The organism is Noviherbaspirillum malthae, assembly GCF_015352985.1.
GTDB lineage: Bacteria > Pseudomonadota > Gammaproteobacteria > Burkholderiales > Burkholderiaceae_D > Noviherbaspirillum > Noviherbaspirillum malthae.
This window is the reverse complement of sequence record NZ_JACYXF010000146.1, coordinates 1-3,783: the sequence shown is the minus strand read 5'-3', so window position 1 is coordinate 3,783 and position 3,783 is coordinate 1. Positions and strand designations below refer to the sequence as shown.

Sequence of the window (3,783 nt, the reverse complement as noted above, 5' to 3'; positions counted from 1 at the left end):
TCAGCCAATCCGGCGCAGCAACGCGCGTGTCATGTTGCTCCTGTTCCATCACGGCCCCCTTACCAGCATCTTCCTGTCAGGCTAGGTCGTGGTGGCCGCAATGTCAAAATTTATGGGTAATTGAAAGGGGCTGGGGAGGTGCCGCTCGATGCCGATGCAGCATTTCGCTATGAGCGATTTGCACGCCGGATCGTCGCCGCGCAGTACGGTGAACCGGAGAGTATGATCTGGGCCTACGAATGGCTTGAGGAACTCATCACATCAGCTAGAGCAATGATGCTGGCGGAAGTCCAACGGCGCCAGCAAGATGCTGCCACTGCCGAGAAACAGCGTCAGGAATACCTCGCGGGGCGGGTCGGAAACGCCTACTACCAAGCCTTTCTTGACACCGTAGAAGATCCCTCGACGGTCAGCTCGAATATCGCTTACTTCGCCTGGCATGCAGAACGCAGCCGTGAATATGAGCGCCTTCATCCGAAAGCACTTCGGGAGAAGCAAACAGACTTCCAACCGTCCTTTGGACAGTATCTTCGCCAGTTCGCGGATAGTCACCTATCGGAACGAGTGAAACAGGAACGGGCCGGCAATACATCGTCGTGAAGGGTAGCCATGTAAGAGCATTTACAGATTCCGACTCGAAGACGCGTAGGCGTTACGTCGAGAACGGGCAGGTTAGTGCTGTAGAAGGCCCTCGATGGAAATCGAGGGCGTATCTGCTTCAGGAAAATCATCTAACGAAATCGACATTTCTTGACGCAAGGACAAGAAACCGGCAACATATTTATCTCCAAGCTGCGGGACAATGCAGCATTCAGTAAGTAGCGGCGGTCGGCCTTTCGGACGCCAATTTCTTTTCCGACTGTAAGCTCGAGAAACCTGCCATATGCAGATATGCATTTGAGAGGATTTTCGTGCTTTCGCACGTCAAAGCAGCTGGGCATCCAGCAGATCACCGTCAACCGAACTAGCGTTGACCATGTCAGGTTCTAATCGAACTTGACGTCATCCATCGCCAGCAATGGCTTCCATACCACCGCCCAAGGGGAACACTCCCCTCGGGGGAGTCCTTGGCGTTAAATTTCAAGGACAAAACAATGAACGGATATATCGCGTTTTACCGTGGCCGCCAGATCGAAGTCACAGCAGCCACATCGTTCGAGGCACAGACTAAGGCCGCGGCTGAATTCAAGGCCAAGAAGTCATATGAGGTAACGGTCATGCTCTGCGAGAAAGAGGGCGAGCAAGTAGTCCATGCTCCAATGTTCTGATCCAGTCACTTTTGCTAAACAGGAGTGAATGATGACGAAGAAGATCGGGCTAGAACTTTGTCTCCAAGCTGCGCTGGCGCATGGGAAGGATTCCGATCCGGACCATGAAGTCGGAGACCTTCAGCAGTTACTCAGGCGCGCTTGGCAAATACTCTCACCAGGCCAACGTCTTGAATTTATGGCCAGCGCAAGTGTTTCCGAGTTGATCGAGGCGAATCTGCCAAAAGTCGACGTCGAGGAAGCCTTTGACAAGCTGGTCGCGGAGCAGAAGAAAGTACTGGCGACGCAACAGAAAGGAAAGGGCGGTCGTGTCGACGTCTTTTCGGCGATCGTCACTGAGTTTCCTGGATTCCTCAACGATGCGGACGTCGATGGCGGCGACCTTGTGGATTGGGTCTCCCAGAACCTCGGTGCAATCAAGTAGTTCCTGCCTCCGCGCAGAGACATCAGGTTGATATCGGATGCGGCCATGAAGGCTGCATCCTCAACAAACATTTCAAAAAGGGCAGACCGGTGTTATCCGGCTGCACCCCAGATAAAAGAGGCGAACGATGATTCGAAAGTCGAGAGTCAGCGCCGGGACCTTCTTTGTTGAAGAAGGACCGGGCTTGGGGATCTTCGGCGTAAGCGGCAATGCAAAGGAACGCAGGAAAGCGCTCCGCAGTTTGCGTTGGGCCGCGAGCCATAAAAATAACAGCCAAAGGAAAACTCCTGCGGCAACCAATATTCGAAATAGGTAAAAATGCAACTCGACGCAATTACAATTGAAAAAGCTACTCAAGCAGGCGAACTGCTTATTCGCGCGGCGGCTGTTCTCGGCACTCTTACAGCAGCACAGCAAAGGGAGTTGTGTGAGGCGACCGACGGCAATCTGCCTCTGTCGATTGTCTATCCGATTCGCGGCGCGCGCCATGTTTCAAAAGCGATCGACGAAAGTCTTCGTACTCATCCGCCGGTTGGTCTGGTGGACTGCAAGTTCTGATTCATTCCCGCGCTCCGGCAGGTAGGTACGCCAGATCCGAAGTATCTTCGGATTGTCTATGCAGGCTATTCCCTGTTCGAAAACCGGCGCCAGTCGTTAGGCGACTTCCCACGTCGACCACATAAGCACTGTAACCATAACCTATACGGGGATGCCCGTATGGGTATCTCCGTCTTTTCCACTGATAGAGAAAATGATGGCGAACAAACTACAACTTTCTGTTGAATGTTCAGACGATATGACGACCTGGCCACGTGTGGCGGAAGTCACACTGACCGAACCGCTAATCGCGTTGGTAGAACGCATGCAGAAGATTGTGGCTGATGCGGACCTCTACTCAGCCACAAAATTCGAGTACTCACCACGCTGGTTATCTCCCGAAGATGGTTCAGTCGAATGCGTTGAACTCGTTGTCACCGACAAGGATTTCTATTGGCAGGCGCTGTTGATCAGCAGCAGCATCGTCATTACGACCGATCACATCATGATTGACGAACTGCCCAATTGAGTGGGCTTCGCCAACCGCTTGACACACAGCCAGATTCTACTCTCCACGTCCAATCGGTAGTGGAGGTAGCCATTTGTGGCGAACAGCCACATTAAAAATCGCCAGCCGGTCCTAGATTGATTGGATTGTTGCTGGCACTTCGAAAGTAAAATATGGACGCTAAAGATATCTCTAGCCTTGTTCCTGGTAAGGTTGAGGAGCAGGTCGATGTCATGACTGCTCAGTTCTTGTCATTACTCGACAAAGCTGACGTTGTGACGATTGACGATGGGCCCTATCTGCATTCTTGGGGCGACTCGGAACCTACCGGTGCAACGGATAATGAGATTGCGCGGTTCTCTTGGACCGACGGCGGTACTCCGTATACTGTTGTTCTGAACGAAGGCGGTATTCGAGAGGGCCGTTTCGTAGACGACGGCAAGTTTGTCTGCGAAGACCACGAAGGCGCGCGGACGGTAATTCGCTTCTTCAAACTGGAGAAACTGTCAGTAGAGAGGGCGTAGTGGACATTGATTCTGATACGCTCTCGGCGACTGCCATAGTATCCCCCGCTGAATCAAGCCAAGGGCTTACCGGCGGGATAGTCGAATTAGGGTGCGAGGTATTGGTTCGCCATAATCAGCGGCGCCTTGGTGGTGACAAATACCCTGGCCGTAAAGGGGTCGTAATTGAAGAAAACCGCCTCGGTCGGTCAGACGGTGGCCTTTGGTATGTCAGGCTTCATCCGACCACTCGAGCAAAGGAAAGGGTAGAGACATTCTGGACCCGCGACCTTGACGTCATAGAGAAGCCTTCAGTTGAAGCTTCCAATCTAAGATAATTGCATTGCAGTATTCATAGCCCGCAACTCATTTGAGTGCGGGTTTTTTTTGGCCTACTGGCGTGCCCGACTCTTTCCGAGGTATAACGGAATGTTGTGGATGAGGGGTAGTTGAAGAAGGCGGCGGATGCTGCTGAAATAAGGTTGTCTAGACCGAAACATTTCAGCAGAAAGGAATCCGCCACCATGGGTGACGATAGAGTTA

The 3,783-nt window shown here is 52.4% G+C and carries 6 protein-coding genes; all 6 read left to right on the top strand.

Annotated features, from left to right (window positions below; all coding sequences use genetic code 11):
* The first annotated feature begins 138 nt into the window (after positions 1-138).
* The 6 genes from IGW03_RS37220 (at position 139) to IGW03_RS37195 (ending at position 3,261) form a co-directional block, all read left to right on the top strand.
* Positions 139-600, top strand: a complete 462-nt coding sequence (locus IGW03_RS37220) for a hypothetical protein (protein WP_194727413.1) — start codon at positions 139-141, stop codon at positions 598-600.
* 494 nt (positions 601-1,094) lie between these two features.
* On the top strand, positions 1,095-1,268 hold the full coding sequence (locus tag IGW03_RS37215; RefSeq protein ID WP_194727412.1) for a hypothetical protein: 174 nt from the start codon (positions 1,095-1,097) through the stop codon (positions 1,266-1,268).
* Positions 1,269-1,296: 28 nt separating this feature from the next.
* Entirely contained in the window at positions 1,297-1,692 is a 396-nt protein-coding gene (locus IGW03_RS37210) for a hypothetical protein (protein WP_194727411.1), read from the top strand.
* Positions 1,693-2,010: 318 nt separating this feature from the next.
* Positions 2,011-2,250 (top strand): hypothetical protein, encoded by a 240-nt coding sequence (locus tag IGW03_RS37205; RefSeq protein ID WP_194727410.1) that lies wholly within the window; start codon positions 2,011-2,013, stop codon positions 2,248-2,250.
* 193 nt (positions 2,251-2,443) lie between these two features.
* The gene (locus tag IGW03_RS37200) at positions 2,444-2,758 is read left to right on the top strand and encodes a hypothetical protein (RefSeq protein ID WP_194727409.1); all 315 of its coding nucleotides are present in this window, start codon (positions 2,444-2,446) and stop codon (positions 2,756-2,758) included.
* A 152-nt stretch (positions 2,759-2,910) separates the two neighbouring features.
* Positions 2,911-3,261, top strand: coding sequence for a hypothetical protein (locus IGW03_RS37195; RefSeq protein WP_194727408.1), 351 nt, complete (start codon positions 2,911-2,913; stop codon positions 3,259-3,261).
* Positions 3,262-3,783 lie beyond the last annotated feature (522 nt).